Consider the following 12,850-nt stretch of genomic DNA (forward strand, 5'->3'; position numbering starts at 1 on the left):
ACGAACACCCAGGACAGGGAGTGGAGACGGGTCGTACGTTACCGATCACGGTTCACGGAAAATGCAGAGTCACCCTGAATTTGGATTTCCCGGTCGGCCCCACACTCGATCGAAGAAACCGAGAAAAATCGGGCCTGTTGGACGATTTCACCGAGAATTTCAGGCTTCACATGCCCGGATACTGCATCTGCAGTCGCACCAGCAGAGTTAAGGTCGTGACCGAGGACTATTGTACCGTATGAGCAAGACAGCCGAATCCGATCCGACGATCGACCCCGACGAAGTGGCCGCTCGCCGCGACGACGACGATTTCTACGTCCTCGACGTCCGACGTGAGGCGGACTTCGACGAGTGGCACGTCGAGGGGAGTACCAACCTGCCGATCTACGACGACCTCCTGGAGAACGAACTCTCGGGTCTCGAAGCCGCCATCGACGACATCCCGCAGGACGACAAGGTAGCCGTCGTCTGTGCCGCAGGCGTCACCTCGGCCACCGCGGCCGCACACCTCCGCGAGCACGGCTTCGACGCCCGCTCGATGGCCGACGGGATGACCGGCTGGGGCCAGGTCCACGTAGCCTACTCAGTCGACGGTGAGGGGACACGCGTCAGCGAGCCGACCACGACCGACGCGCCGTCGGTCGACGGCGTCACGCAGGTCGTCCGACCCGGAACGGGGTGTGTCTCCTACCTCGTCGAAGCCGGTGACGAGGCCGTCGTCGTCGACCCGAGTCTCTACGTCGACGAGTACCGCGCCCTCGCCGACGAGCGAGACGTCGAGATCGTCGCTGCAGTCGACACGCACGCCCACGCCGACCACGTCAGCGGCGGCCGCGTCATGTCCCAGGAGTGGGGAATCCCGTACTACCTCCACGAGGGAGACGGCGGCGACCTCGAAGACTTCGAGTCGGTTGTGGACGGCGACTCGATCCCCGTCGGCGACCGCACGCTCGACGTGCTCCACACACCCGGTCACACGCCCGGCAGCATCTCGCTGCGCTGGGAAGACGGCCTCCTCTCGGGTGACACGCTGTTCATCCGCAGCGTCGGCCGGCCCGACCTCGAGGGCAACACGGAAGCCGACGTCCGCGAGGGCGCGACCGAACTCTTCTCGAGCCTCGAGACCCTCGCCGCGTTACCCGACGACACCGCCGTCCTGCCGGGCCACATGAGCGACGAGGAAATCCGCCCGCTCGCGACGACGCTCGGCGAACTCGAGGCCGAGAACGACCTCTTCGGCGAAGACGACCAGGAAGCCTTTATCCAGACAATCGTCGACGGCCTCTCCGACGAACCCGCGAACTACAACCGGATCAAGGCGATCAACTGGGGCGAGGAAGCGCTGACCGAGGAAGCCCAGTCACTCGAACTCGGGCCGAACAACTGCGCGGCGAACTAGGCGGCAGTCCGTCGCTACACGTCTCGCGGGAGCATCGTCACTTCCAGTAGCGTCGCCGTCTCCAGTTACCGCTCGGAGGCGACGGCCGAGTCCGAGCGGGCGATCGCGTAGCCGCCGACGAGCAAGGCCACGCCGGAGAGCAGAAAGAGCACGTCCCAGAGGAGTGGTGGACCCGGCCCCGCCGGCCAGACGCGGTGCAGGACGAGGAGGTGGTGGTCGACGACCCCCTCGACGAGGTTGAAGAGGCCGAAGCCCATCAGGACGGATCCGAATATCGTCCGGCCGGCCGGCGGAACCGCCGGGTGTCGCCAGGCGCGATAGAGCAGCACGATTCCGACGATCGTGAACAGGTACGTGCCGGCGTGAAAGAGCCCATCTGCGACGACGTTGGCTTCCATCCCCGCCATGGTGGTCGGCGGCCGCCGAGCCGACACCATGTGGTGGACCTGGAGGAGCTGATGCAGGACGATGCCGTCCACGAACCCGCCCAGCCCGATCCCGAGCACGACGCCCGCTTTGACCAACGGCACGACTCGCACGGGAAGTCCGAATCGGGTCGCGTCCGTCGTCACGTCGTCAGCCATCAGGTGCCCCATCACCGCCGCTGGCCATCAACACCGGACGTGGTGGTGCAAGCCGGCGGATTCGCCGCCAGAAGACGACTCGCTGCCAAACCGCCGATCCGCGGGAACCCGACCAGCCCGACTCCGCACCCTCACGGCCGCGAGTGGCTCCGGCAGTGCCGTCGATAAATCAATAGTCCGGCGATTCCTCGCCGGGTTCACCCCCGTCGCGCTGTTCGGGCTCGTCGTGAAAGCGACCCGTCCCGTCAACCGTGTCCGGTGTGCCCACGCTCATCGTCGTGGTCGCGTCCGGTACCGTGATCGTGGTGATGGACACCTTCGTGCTCACCGGCCAGGACGAACTGGCTCGAGAACGCGCGGTCGACGACCTCGGGGAGCGCAGGGTGGATGTGAACCGACTCGCGGATGTCGTGGACGGTTCCCGATCCGGCTTTCATGGCGACGACGACTTCCTGAATCAGCGAAGAGGCGCCGGGGCCGACGATGTGACACCCGAGGATGGTCCCGTCGGGATCGATCAGGACTCGAACGAAGCCCTGGGCGTTCATGGCCATCCCGCGGGCCGTGTCCGCGTAGTCGTAGGTGGTCGTGGCGTACTCGCGGTCGGCCGCGACCAGTGCCTGTTCGGTCGTGCCGACGCCGGCGACCTCCGGCGAGGCGAACACGGCGTAGGGGATCGCCGTGTAGTCGATCGGGTCGAGGTCGTCACCGAGAACGTTCCCGACGACGGTTCTGGCCTCGTGGTTGGCGTTGTGTTTCAGGAGGTACTCGCCGACGATGTCCCCGAGTGCCCAGACGTCGTCGGCCGTGGTCCGGAGGTACTCGTCCGTCTCGATGAACCCCTGCTCGTCGGTCTCGACGCCCGGGACGTCGAGTTCGAGCGTGTCCGAGTTGGGTCGGCGGCCCGCCGCGACGAGGAGCGTGTCGCCGGTGACGGTCACGTCGTCGAGTTCGGAGATGTCGTCCCACGCGGGCGGGTAGGGTCGGGCCTCGACGGTGACCGCGTCGTCGTCCCCCGACACGGTGACGGCCTCGTAGCCCACGTGAACGTCGAATCGCTCTCTGTAGCGCTCGGTGAACGAGATACCGACGGGCTCGTCCGCGTGTGGCAACAGCCGGGGCCGACGACCGACGATGGTTACGTCGCTGCCGAAGGTGCCGAAGAAGTGCGCGAGTTCGGCCCCAATGTACCCGCCGCCGATTATCACGAGGTGTCCGGGCGGCGATTCGAGTTGCAGGCCCTCCCGACTCGTCAGGTATGGGACGTCCTCGATTCCCTCGATGTCGGGGATCGACGGGCGCGACCCGGCGGCGAGGAGGATGGTCTCCGCGCGGACGCGCTCGCCGGCGTCTCGTCCCTCGACGAGCTCGATCGTGTGGTCGTCGACGAACTGACCCATCCCCTCGAACAGGGTGTGGCGGTTCGACGAGCGCAGTCCGCGGCGGATCGACTCGGCGCTGCCCGAGACGTCGTCGTTCACCTCGCGGACGATCTCGGCGAAATCGACGCCGGTGACGTCGGCGTGGATCCCGAACGCCTCGGCGCGGTCGATCGTCTGGCGCACGGTCGCGTGATACAGCAGCCGTTTCGAGGGGATACAGCCCCGGTTGAGACAGGTTCCCCCGAGCGGGTCCTTCTCGACGACGGCGACCGACTGGTCCTGGTTCGCCACGGCGTTCGCCACGTCGAGCCCGGATCCAGAGCCGACGACGAGGAAGTCGACCGCTTCGGTTCCTGACGTCATGGGGATCGAACCACGGCGACGGGAATGAAACTAGCAGGCAGTCGGAGAGGCGAGATGCGGCGTCAGATCGCGTCGTCGGGGTCGTGTTCGTCGGCCATGCGCGTCGCCTCGACCGCGTAGCGCTCGCGCTCGTCGTCCTGGACGGTTCCGAGGTCGTCGGCCGCCACGTCGAGGGCGGCCGTCGTCTCGCGGATATCGGTGCTGCTCGTCAACGCGCGCTCCTTGCGGAAGTAGCGCTCGCCGTCGGGTGTCGCGTAGACGAGGATGATCAGGTTCTGCTCGTCGTCGGAGTAGGTCCGCTCGACGAGCCAGACGCGAACTGTCTCGTCGTCGGTCGAACTCGACGCATCGGTCTCGGGATCGGACCTGGGAGCGGGATCGGACATCGTGGCTAGCTGTCGGCGACGGCGATGTCTTCGGGGGCCTCGTACTTGTTCTCGAACTCCTGGATGAGCTGGCCCATCTTCGCGTACCAGTCGTTCAACTTGCGCTGCATGTCGCTCGCGATCTGGTCGGGGTCGGTGGGCCGGTAGACGTGGTAGTAGCCGCCCTGCTCGTAGTTGATCTGTTCTTTCTGGATGAAGCCACTCTGGAGGAGCCGCTGGATCGACCGGTACGCCGTCGAGCGTTCGCGGTCGACATCGTCGGCGATCTCGTCGATCGTCAGCGGGTCGTCGCTCTCGACGACCGCCCTGAAACAGTCCTTGTCGAGCTGCTTGAGTCCGTGGATGCACTCCAGGAGGCCCTCACACTCCATGTCCTGCTGAAGCTGTTCCGCCATCGACTGTGCCATTTTCTAGCTGGAGGGTGGGGCCACAGCGATAAAAGGGTTGTGTGTATATTGTACAATCTCGCTGAGCCGGGCGAGGCGGACGATATCGCGGAAATTACCGGCTCGTCGTCGGGAACCGTGTGGACACGAAACCACTGGCCGAACACCGTCGCTATACCCTGTGAGCGGGCGCTGTGAGAAAAACGTCGGGTCGGTTAGTCGATCAGTCCGCCGCTGGTGCGGTCGAGCGAGCGTTCGCTCGCAGTTCGGTGATCGTACTGAAGATCACGGCTCCGCTGACCAGCATCGCCGAGAGCATGATCAGGATGATCCCGACCGTGTCCAGGATGGGCATCTCGAACACCCCGGCGGACTGCTGGAAGGCGACGGCCACGGCGCCACCGAGGAGCATCAGACCGAAGTAGATCTTGATGTCGTCCTCGTTGACGATGCTGGTCGCTGCGGAGCCGATCCGGGCCCCGAGCGCGCTCCCGGCCAACAGCGGCACGACGATGCCGAGGTTGACACCGCCGCTCAATCCGTAGGTGAACGCCCCGAACCCGCCCGAGATGACGATCTCGAACAGGTCGGTCCCGACCGCGATCGGGACCGGGACGCCGATCAGGTAGAACAACGCGGGCATCCGGATGAAGCCGCCACCGACGCCCAGGAAGCCCGAGAGCAAGCCCGTGGCGAAGGCGACACCGAGGATCATCCAGAGGGATACCCGGATCCCGCCACCGAGGGTCATCATCGGCGGCACGTTGTACGACTGGATCTTCTTGGCGATGTCCGGAATGTCGTCAGGATCGATCTCGTCGTTCGCCGCTTCGTGGTGACCGCCACCGCCGCTATCGTCCGAGCCGTCGGACTTCAGCGCGGTGTAGCTGACGAAGAGCCCGATGCCACCGAGCATGAAGACGTACGTGACACCGATGACACCGCCTGCCAGCCCCAGTTCCTCCAGGTGTTCGACGATCATCTTCCCCAGCTCGATGCCGGCGGTCGTCCCGACCACCATCAGCGCGCCGAGTTTGTAGTCGACCTGTCCGAGGTCCCTGTGTTTCAGAGTCGCGATGACGGCCGTCCCGAAGACGAACGCCATCCCACTCCCGACGGCGGTGGTGGTCGGATACCCCATCACCAGCAGCGCGGGCGTGACGAGGAAGGATCCACCCATGCCGAAGAACCCGAACAGGACGCCGACCATGAAGCCGAAGCCCACGAAGACGAGCAGCATCGTGAGCGCGATTCCGAAGAGCTCCATCTATGACTCCGTGATCCTGCGGACGAGTGGTGGTGCGACGACGCGCTCGAGGAGCCCGTACCCGCCGTACAGGACGAGTGCCTCCACGAGGATGACGCCGACGAGTGCGAGCGCCTGTGCTGTCGGTGAGAGCGATGCGAAGTCAATCATCGATATCGACCTCGTCGATTTCCGGTTGTGCGTGAATCATGGAATTCTGCTCGGTGCATCGTACCCGGAGAGCACGTATAACGCTTTTGGGATTGGCGCACAATATTACTGCGGAGTATCCAACGCGAAACCGACGAGAATATTCCAGTAAGTTCTCCAAATATAGGGCCGTCTGGACGAGGAATCACCCACACTGGAACGCGCGGCGTTCAGTCAATGGCCTGATACTGAACCGGTTGTCGGGCCAGTAGCAAGACCCATCGGTTGAACGGAACGACCGGTAACAGGCGGGCCGAGCCCGCACAGACTCGCGTGTCGTTGGTGCGCTATCGAGGGACCGGTATTGGACCCACCAAACAATATTATACCCTCGGATCGTACGAACGGGTATGAAGGCCGTCATCGCGACCGACCTCTCGGCCGCCAGCGAGGCGATGATCGAAAACGAGACCTGTCTCGACTGTCTCGGGCGTATCGGTATCGAGGAGATCCACCTCGTGACCGTCGTCCCCTCGAACGTCCACGCGGGCATGCCCGGAATGGACTTCGAGGGCCGACGCCGGCGCGCCCTCGATCGGTACAGCACCGTCATCGAGAACGCCGGGTTCGACGTCGAAACCCACGTCGTCCGCGGGACACCGCATCGGCGCATCACGGGCATCGCCGAGACGATCGGTGCGAGCCTGACGATCGTCGGGTCGCGCGGGAAGAGCCCGCTCGAGAACCGCGTCATCGGCTCGACCGCGCGCAACCTCGCGCGGACGACGGAGACGCCGCTGCTGGTCAACCGCGTCGAACGCGAGGCCGAGACGCCCGACCTGCTCGAGTCGCACCTATTTCAGCGGCTGCTCTACGCCACTGACTTCTCCGAGAACGCCGAACACGCGTTCGAATTGTTCTCCGTTCTCGAGAACGCGACCGAGGAGGCCAGGCTGGTCCACGTACAGACCCCGAAGGATCCAGACCTGCCGGAGGACGCGAACCCAGAGGTCCGCCTCGACGAACTGGCGACCCAGCTCGAAGCGTGGGACATCGAGGTCGAGACCGAGGTTCGCGAGGGCGACCCGGCCGACGAGATCATGGCCGCCGAAGCCGACTACGAGCCGTCGACGACCCTCGTCGGCTCGCGCGGACACAGCCGACTCCGCAGGCTGCTGCTCGGCAGCGTCTCCGAGGACATCGTCGCTCGCGCGAACGGGAACGTGCTCCTCGTGCCGCCGGGCGCGCACGTGTAAGCCCCGACCCGCGCCGAACGCTCCCCGCTCCGCTCACCGTCGTTTCGAACACGCACTCGATCCGACCCACCCGTCACCGTTCGCCGTCGCCTACCCACTTCGAAGTTCGATGTCGCCGACCATCGTCGTCGGATGAACTTCGCAGATGTAGGTCGTCATCTCACTGCTGGCGTCGAACTCGAGCCACTGGTCGTCACCGGGTTCGGCGACGATCTCCGTCTGGAGGTCGTCGACTACCGCGTCGCTGTCGTCGTAGATCGCGATGTTGTGATTCGCCCCGTCGCCCTGGGTCCACCCGATCTCGTAGGTCTCACCCTCGACGAGCGAGAGCGTCGGGTTCGTCGACCCCTCGATCGCACTCGGCGCGAGCCCTTCCCATCCGGCCGTGATGCCGTCGAGTTCGATCTGTGCGCCGGGTTCGAGTTCGATCGCGCCGCCACCGCCGTCGCCACCACCCGGTCCACCGCCACCGCCATCGCCGCCACAGCCTGCGAGGGATACCGTTGCAACCGCTGCCCCGGCTCGTAACGCCGCTCGTCGAGTGAGTCGAGCACTCATACCGAACGAACACCGAAACTGGTGATAAACCGCTGGTGCCGTACCGATGAGTCTCTCCCGGTCGAGACTGACACCGACGACGGACAGTGGCGCGAATCGACCGATCGTATTTCCCGACGGACGTCGTAGTCACGGCCCACGACCGTGATCGGACCGACGATAGCGAGCCCGCCGACCGTGCTAGCCCTCGTCGACGGCTTCGTCGGTCTGGTCGGCGAGAATCCCGTCAGACAGGCGTTCGTCGGCGGCGTCGTCATCGCCACGCTAAACCTGTTCGGCGCGTCGCTCGTTTTCGTCTGGCGGGACCCATCCGAACGCGCGCTAGATGGCGCACTGGGCTTCGCGGCCGGCGTGATGCTCGCTGCGGCGTTTACCAGCCTCATCATCCCCGGCATCGAGCAGTACTCCGGCGGTGACCCGATTCCGACCCTCGTCGGGGTCGCCCTCGGCGTCGCCTTCCTCGATCGGGCGGACATCCTCGTCCCCCACGCCCACTACCTCCTGACGGGCAGCAGGCGACCCGACATCGGAGATCCGGTCGCCGACGAGGGAGCTGACCCCGGAGAACCGGGTGCCGTCAGCCAGCGGGGCGACATCGGGGACGGGGACGCAGGCAGCCGGGAGACAGACCCCGGCGAGCCGACCGAATCGAGAGCGATCGAAACCGCCGCAGAGCGCTCGGAGCGCCTCGCCCCCGTCGTATTGTTCATCCTCGCCATCACACTGCACAACATGCCCGAGGGGCTAGCCGTGGGCGTGGGCTTTGGCTCCGGCAACGTCGAGAACGCACTCGCGCTCATGCTCGCGATCGGGATCCAGAACGTTCCGGAGGGACTCGCCGTCTCCGTCGCCGCCATCAATGCGGGGCTAGATCGACGCATCTACGCCGTTTTCGCCGGCCTGCGCTCCGGCGTCGTCGAGATCCCCCTCGCCGTGCTGGGTGCGCTCGCCGTGGCCACGGTCGAACCGTTGCTCCCCTACGCGATGGGCTTTGCCGCAGGCGCGATGCTCTTCGTCATCTCCGACGAGATCATCCCCGAGACCCACACCCGCGGCCACGAGCGGATCGCCACCCTCGGCGTCATGGCCGGCGTGATCGTCATGCTCTACCTCGACGTGAGTCTCGGATGAGTCACCACCGAGAACTCGTGGCCCAATTCGAGTAGCAGCCACGTTCGCTCATCCCGGTTCCCCGCCCCTTTCCTCCGCTTTCGTCTTCCGTCTAGTACCCTTCCCCCTCCTCGGCCGGTCCGGAAAACGCCGAATAAAGGACGGCGAAATACACGAAGATGAGCGGCAGCAGGATCGCCATCCCGATCGTCATGAGGTTGAGCGGGATGGTCGAGACGACGGCATCCTCGACGGTCAGTCCCGTGACGGGATCGAGTTCGGGGTACAGGAGGACGGCGACGACGGCGACGAGCGCGAAGACGAGGCCGGCGGCTGCGCCGAAGGCGACGTAGTACCTGTCGGCCCGGGTCGCGACCCCATAGACGGCGGCGAGGACGATCGTGAGGAGTACGAGTGCGACCGCCGGGACGGAGAGCAAGGCCGGACGGATAGTCGGTGACGCGTAGAGGAGACCGAGCGTCAGGACCAGCAGGACGAGGTAGGCCCCGAGCGACAGGAGTGCGTCCGTCCGGAGGTCGTCGCGGAGCGCACCGCGGGTCTTGAGCCGGAGGAAGGCCGCGCCATCGACGATCGTCAGGGCGACGACGGTGAGCCCGACGACGAGTCCCGGGAGGGAGACGAGCGCCGTCTCGCCGAACAGCCAGTGGGCGACGAAGACGCCGAGGAAGAACGGTGCAGTGAGGCTGCCGACGACGAACGACCGGCCCCACCAGCGCCGCCAGGCCTCGTCGTGGCGCTGTTCGTACAGCTCCGGGGCCATGCCGCGGAGGATGAGTGCGCCCAGGATGGCGAACATCAAGAGGTAGTGGCGACTGAACAACGTGGCGTAGACGGGCGGGAACGTGGCGAACAGGGTCCCGCCGAAGACGACGAGCCAGACCTCGTTGCCGTCCCAGAACGGCCCGATCGCGGTCAGGAACTGTTCGCGCTCGGCCGGGTCGTCGCGGGTGGCAAAGAGCGCGCCGACGCCGAAGTCGAACCCGTCGAGGAAAAGAAACGTCGCCAGGAGGAAGAAGAGCAGGCCCTGTCTCTTATACACATCTCTGATGGCNGAACCCGTCGAGGAAAAGAAACGTCGCCAGGAGGAAGAAGAGCAGGCCGAACCAGACGTCCGCGAGCGGCAGGCCGAACAGCGGCCCGTCGGCGAGAATCGACGGCGACCAGCCGGGTGTCGCCAGTACGGGACCAGCCGCACGGAGCGGTGATGTCAGCAAGACCATCCCGATCAGCCGCCTCCCTCCCCCGCTCCCGTCGGTCCGTCGGTCGACGCCGGCCGGTCGGTGTCCGACGACTCGTCACCGCCGACCGCCGGCGGGCCGGCGCGGATGATCCGATAGAGGACGTAGGTGTGAACGACGAAGATACCGGTGTAGACCACGGCGAACCCGGCGAGCGTGAGCGCGGCTTCGCCGCCAGTCAGGCCGGGCGAGACGCCGTCCCGGGTGCGCATGACGCCCTGGATGACCCAGGGCTGGCGGCCGACCTCCGTGACGATCCAGCCGAGTTCGACCGCGACGATCCCCAGCGGTGCGGAGAGCATCAGCGCCTTGTGCAGGAGGTCGTCGGTCAGAAGGTCGCCGCGCCACCAGCGGAAGCCGCCCCAGAACGCGAGGAGGACGAACCAGAAGCCCAACGCGACCATGACGCGAAACGACCAGAAGACGATGGCGACGGGCGGTTGTGGCCCCGGGAACTCCTCTAAGCCCTGGATGACCGCCTGCGGGTCGCCGCCGCTCGCGAGCCACGACGCCCCGCCGGGGATGCCGATGCCGAAGATGTCCTTCGCCTTCGGATCGAGCAGGTCGTTCACGTCGGTCGGGAACGCGACGATGTACTCGGGGACGTAGGCGTCGGTCTCCCAGACGGCCTCCATCGCCGCGAATTTCTGGGGCTGGGTCTCGAAGACGTGGCGGGCGTAGAGGTCGCCGTGGATCACCTGCAGCGGCGCGGTGACGACGAGTGCGATGAGGCCGTACTTGAGGGTCGCCTCCCAGAACCGAACGTTCTCGATCGAGTAGCCCCAGACGTGGTGTCGGAAGACGTAGTAGGCGCCGACGCCGGCCATGAACAGCGCGACGGACTCGACGGCGGCGTTTTGCATGTGGACGAACATCCAGGGAAAGCGCGGGTTGGCGTAGGCCGCGATCGGGTCGACCAGCGTGACGATCGGTTGGCCACCCTCCCTGGCCAGTTCGTATCCGCGCGGCGTCTGCATCCAGGAGTTGGCGATCAGGATCCAGACGGCCGAGAGCCACGTGCCGACGCCGACGGCGATCGCCGAGAGCATGTACAGCGCGTTTCCGACCCGCTCGCGACCGAAGACGAAGACGCCGAGGAACGTCGCTTCGAGCATGAACGCGAGGAGTCCCTCCAGCGCGAGCGGCCCACCGAACAGGTCGCCGGCGGTCGTCGAGAACGCCGCGAAGTTGGTCCCGAACTCGAACTCGAGGACCAGTCCGGTCACCGTGCCGATGGCGAAGCTGACGGCGAAGATGCGCGTCCAGAATCGGCGAAGTTGCTCGTAGATCGCCTCGCCCGTCCGGATGTCCTTCCAGGTGAAGTAGATCAGAAAGGGAGCGAGCCCCATCGTGAGTACCGGAAAGACGATGTGGACGATCGTCGTCAGCGCGAACTGCAACCGACTGGCGAGGACTGGGTCGATCATGGCGTGTCGAGCGCGTTCGTGACGACCGCGCCGTCGGGGCTGCATCGGGGCAAGGACGGAGTCACTCGTCCCGATCCTGCATCGTTCGCACGGGTAGCCGTTGCGCTGGCTCTCACCGGACGAACCAGCGGACCGAGTTGACAATAGCTGACAACTGGGAGAGAGGCCCCTCGATGACGATCGCTATCGGTCGCACCACGCCAGACGCTATTGTGCCCTCTACGCACAACTGTTATGTCGGTCGAGTCCGTACGTGTCGCGTATGAGCGAATCACTCGACGACGAGCGCGCTCGCATCCGCGAGCAGAAGAAGCGAGAACTCCAGGAGCGCCTCGAAGACGGGGCCAGTCTCGACGACACCGGGAGTGAGACGACCGGGACGCCGACCGACCCGATCCACGTCGACGGCCCCGATCACCTCTCCGAGGTCGTCTCGACGAACGACGTCGTCCTCGTCGACTTCTACGCCGACTGGTGTGGCCCCTGCAAGATGCTGGAACCGACGGTCGAGGCGCTCGCCAAAGAAAGCGAGGCGGCCGTCGCGAAGGTCGACATCGACGCCCACCAGCGCATGGCCCAGCAACACGGCGTCCGCGGCGTCCCGACGCTCGTCCTCTACGCGAACGGCGAACCCGCCGAACGGACCAGCGGGGTCCAGGACCGCGCCACGCTCGAGCGACTGATCGGGCAGTACACGTAATCGAATTCCACCGCCGGAGACGTACGTCCGACCGTCACCGATCACCCACGACCGACTGCGACACCACACATTCACCAATGAGCCAGGACTGGAAACGAGCGATCGAGGCCCAGCGCGAGGAAAAATCGCAGTACTTCGGCGAGCACCCGCACTCGCCGATCCCGCCCGCCGAACGCGAGAGCTTCGACGGCCTCTCGTACTACGCGATCGACGCCGACTACCGGTTCGAGGTCCCGCTCGATCGGGACGACGACCCCGAACCCGTCACCGTCGGGACGAGCACGGACGGCGAGCAGACCTACTACCGGTGTGGTGCGTTCACGGTCACGATCGACGGCGCGGACGTCGCCATCCAGGCGTACAAGGCGGATCCCGACGACGACCGGCTCTGGGTACCCTTCCGCGACGAGACCAGCGGCGACGAAACCTACGGCGCCGGCCGGTACATCGACCTGGAGACCGACCACCACCGGACGGCCGACGGCGAGTGGGTCCTCGACTTCAACGAGGCGTACAACCCCACCTGCGCGTACTCCGACCAGTACGAGTGTCCGCTCCCGCCAACGGAGAACTGGCTCGACGTGGCGATCGAAGCCGGCGAACGGGCGTACGAACCCGATTCGGGGCGCCCGTTCTGAGAACGT

At 65.8% G+C, this 12,850-nt stretch carries 13 protein-coding genes and 1 pseudogene; 5 read left to right on the forward strand and 9 right to left on the reverse strand.

All coding sequences use genetic code 11. The features are described from left to right. The first annotated feature begins 238 nt into the window (after positions 1 to 238). Positions 239 to 1,399 carry an MBL fold metallo-hydrolase gene (locus tag C479_RS07750; RefSeq protein ID WP_007700465.1) on the forward strand — a complete coding sequence of 387 codons (1,161 nt, stop codon included), beginning with the start codon at positions 239 to 241 and terminating at the stop codon, positions 1,397 to 1,399. Positions 1,400 to 1,464: 65 nt separating this feature from the next. Here C479_RS07750 and C479_RS07755 read toward each other — a convergent pair whose 3' ends face one another. The 6 genes from C479_RS07755 to C479_RS16505 all read right to left on the reverse strand — a co-directional run bounded on the left by C479_RS07755 (position 1,465) and on the right by C479_RS16505 (position 5,917). Further along, positions 1,465 to 1,983, reverse strand: coding sequence for a DUF2243 domain-containing protein (locus C479_RS07755; protein WP_049907164.1), 519 nt, complete (start codon positions 1,981 to 1,983; stop codon positions 1,465 to 1,467). A 245-nt stretch (positions 1,984 to 2,228) separates the two neighbouring features. Then, positions 2,229 to 3,728, reverse strand: a complete 1,500-nt coding sequence (locus tag C479_RS07760) for a dihydrolipoyl dehydrogenase (RefSeq protein ID WP_007700473.1) — start codon at positions 3,726 to 3,728, stop codon at positions 2,229 to 2,231. Between the two features lie 62 nt (positions 3,729 to 3,790). Continuing rightward, a complete protein-coding gene (locus C479_RS07765; protein WP_007700477.1) occupies positions 3,791 to 4,114 on the reverse strand; it encodes a hypothetical protein in 324 nt (107 codons plus the stop codon). A gap of 5 nt (positions 4,115 to 4,119) precedes the next feature. Further along, a complete protein-coding gene (locus tag C479_RS07770; protein ID WP_007700480.1) occupies positions 4,120 to 4,521 on the reverse strand; it encodes a helix-turn-helix domain-containing protein in 402 nt (133 codons plus the stop codon). 202 nt (positions 4,522 to 4,723) lie between these two features. After that, positions 4,724 to 5,767, reverse strand: a complete 1,044-nt coding sequence (locus C479_RS07775) for a sulfite exporter TauE/SafE family protein (RefSeq protein WP_007700483.1) — start codon at positions 5,765 to 5,767, stop codon at positions 4,724 to 4,726. Then, positions 5,768 to 5,917, reverse strand: a complete 150-nt coding sequence (locus C479_RS16505; protein WP_007700484.1) for a DUF7512 family protein — start codon at positions 5,915 to 5,917, stop codon at positions 5,768 to 5,770. It abuts the gene before it with no gap. Positions 5,918 to 6,306: 389 nt separating this feature from the next. Here C479_RS16505 and C479_RS07780 point away from each other — a divergent pair, with 389 nt between their 5' ends. Next, entirely contained in the window at positions 6,307 to 7,152 is an 846-nt protein-coding gene (locus C479_RS07780; RefSeq protein WP_007700488.1) for a universal stress protein, read from the forward strand. A 90-nt stretch (positions 7,153 to 7,242) separates the two neighbouring features. On the opposite strand, the gene C479_RS07785 is transcribed toward C479_RS07780, so the two are convergent. After that, the gene (locus C479_RS07785; RefSeq protein ID WP_007700489.1) at positions 7,243 to 7,710 is read right to left on the reverse strand and encodes a cupredoxin domain-containing protein; all 468 of its coding nucleotides are present in this window, start codon (positions 7,708 to 7,710) and stop codon (positions 7,243 to 7,245) included. Between the two features lie 177 nt (positions 7,711 to 7,887). Between C479_RS07785 and C479_RS07790 the strand changes: the two genes are divergently transcribed. Then, the gene (locus C479_RS07790; RefSeq protein ID WP_049907198.1) at positions 7,888 to 8,841 is read left to right on the forward strand and encodes a ZIP family metal transporter; all 954 of its coding nucleotides are present in this window, start codon (positions 7,888 to 7,890) and stop codon (positions 8,839 to 8,841) included. 91 nt (positions 8,842 to 8,932) lie between these two features. On the opposite strand, the pseudogene C479_RS07795 reads toward C479_RS07790, so the two are convergent. Together C479_RS07795 and C479_RS07800 are read right to left on the reverse strand one after the other, a co-directional pair. Further along, positions 8,933 to 10,052 (reverse strand): annotated as a pseudogene (locus C479_RS07795) (cytochrome d ubiquinol oxidase subunit II). A 14-nt stretch (positions 10,053 to 10,066) separates the two neighbouring features. Beyond that, positions 10,067 to 11,506 carry a cytochrome ubiquinol oxidase subunit I gene (locus tag C479_RS07800; protein WP_007700511.1) on the reverse strand — a complete coding sequence of 480 codons (1,440 nt, stop codon included), beginning with the start codon at positions 11,504 to 11,506 and terminating at the stop codon, positions 10,067 to 10,069. Positions 11,507 to 11,768: 262 nt separating this feature from the next. Here C479_RS07800 and trxA point away from each other — a divergent pair, with 262 nt between their 5' ends. Together trxA and C479_RS07810 are read left to right on the forward strand one after the other, a co-directional pair. After that, a complete protein-coding gene (gene trxA / locus C479_RS07805) occupies positions 11,769 to 12,206 on the forward strand; it encodes a thioredoxin (RefSeq protein ID WP_007700514.1) in 438 nt (145 codons plus the stop codon). A 77-nt stretch (positions 12,207 to 12,283) separates the two neighbouring features. Beyond that, positions 12,284 to 12,844 (forward strand): DUF1684 domain-containing protein, encoded by a 561-nt coding sequence (locus C479_RS07810; protein WP_007700518.1) that lies wholly within the window; start codon positions 12,284 to 12,286, stop codon positions 12,842 to 12,844. Positions 12,845 to 12,850 lie beyond the last annotated feature (6 nt).

Source organism: Halovivax asiaticus JCM 14624 (genome assembly GCF_000337515.1).
GTDB lineage: Archaea > Halobacteriota > Halobacteria > Halobacteriales > Natrialbaceae > Halovivax > Halovivax asiaticus.

What these genes read in the sequence shown, in the direction of transcription:
- C479_RS07750 (WP_007700465.1), top strand. Translation starts at nt 239, where the DNA reads ATGAGCAAGACAGCCGAATCCGATCCGACGATCGACCCCGACGAAGTG.
- C479_RS07755 (WP_049907164.1), bottom strand. Translation starts at nt 1,983, where the DNA reads ATGGCTGACGACGTGACGACGGACGCGACCCGATTCGGACTTCCCGTG.
- C479_RS07760 (WP_007700473.1), bottom strand. Translation starts at nt 3,728, where the DNA reads ATGACGTCAGGAACCGAAGCGGTCGACTTCCTCGTCGTCGGCTCTGGA.
- C479_RS07765 (WP_007700477.1), bottom strand. Translation starts at nt 4,114, where the DNA reads ATGTCCGATCCCGCTCCCAGGTCCGATCCCGAGACCGATGCGTCGAGT.
- C479_RS07770 (WP_007700480.1), bottom strand. Translation starts at nt 4,521, where the DNA reads ATGGCACAGTCGATGGCGGAACAGCTTCAGCAGGACATGGAGTGTGAG.
- C479_RS07775 (WP_007700483.1), bottom strand. Translation starts at nt 5,767, where the DNA reads ATGGAGCTCTTCGGAATCGCGCTCACGATGCTGCTCGTCTTCGTGGGC.
- C479_RS16505 (WP_007700484.1), bottom strand. Translation starts at nt 5,917, where the DNA reads ATGATTGACTTCGCATCGCTCTCACCGACAGCACAGGCGCTCGCACTC.
- C479_RS07780 (WP_007700488.1), top strand. Translation starts at nt 6,307, where the DNA reads ATGAAGGCCGTCATCGCGACCGACCTCTCGGCCGCCAGCGAGGCGATG.
- C479_RS07785 (WP_007700489.1), bottom strand. Translation starts at nt 7,710, where the DNA reads ATGAGTGCTCGACTCACTCGACGAGCGGCGTTACGAGCCGGGGCAGCG.
- C479_RS07800 (WP_007700511.1), bottom strand. Translation starts at nt 11,506, where the DNA reads ATGATCGACCCAGTCCTCGCCAGTCGGTTGCAGTTCGCGCTGACGACG.
- trxA (WP_007700514.1), top strand. Translation starts at nt 11,769, where the DNA reads ATGAGCGAATCACTCGACGACGAGCGCGCTCGCATCCGCGAGCAGAAG.
- C479_RS07810 (WP_007700518.1), top strand. Translation starts at nt 12,284, where the DNA reads ATGAGCCAGGACTGGAAACGAGCGATCGAGGCCCAGCGCGAGGAAAAA.